The 372-nt window shown below is 62.9% G+C and carries 1 protein-coding gene; it reads right to left on the bottom strand.

The window, feature by feature from the left end; translation table 11 throughout:
• Window positions 1-238 precede the first annotated feature (238 nt).
• Complete coding sequence (locus tag ACTFO6_RS17990; protein WP_439935775.1) at window positions 239-361, bottom strand: helix-turn-helix transcriptional regulator; 123 nt, start codon at window positions 359-361, stop codon at window positions 239-241.
• Window positions 362-372 lie beyond the last annotated feature (11 nt).

Raw genomic sequence — 372 nt, 5'->3', positions numbered from 1 at the left:
CAATGACAGGGCGCGGGTCATCTGCTCCTAGGCCATGATCCTGCCGGAGGGCGGCGGCGAAATCGTCAGCGGCAAACGTGGATGCAGTCATGCTTAATATCATGTTGTATTTTCCCGCCGCGCACAGCGGTAAAAACTTTACCTCGCGGGTTTCCGGTGCGGTCAAAACCTTCCCTTTTCCCGGAGACAGCGCAAAAAAAAGCCCCGCGAAAGCGGGGCGTCCGGGGCGCGGGGCGCTTCAGGGGTTGTCACCGCCCACCCGAGGAAGCGAAGCGAGCCAGTCGAGGACTTCCTGCTCGTGCCAGCCGATGCCACGGGCGCCGATCTGCACCCTCGCCGGAAACTTCCCGGTGCGCTCCATCCGCCATAGGG

Origin of the sequence: Pelomicrobium sp. G1, assembly GCF_051905455.1 — a bacterium.
Lineage (GTDB): Bacteria > Pseudomonadota > Gammaproteobacteria > Burkholderiales > UBA6910 > Pelomicrobium.
Note: the sequence above shows the minus strand (reverse complement) of the source record. Positions and strands in the feature narration are given on the sequence as shown.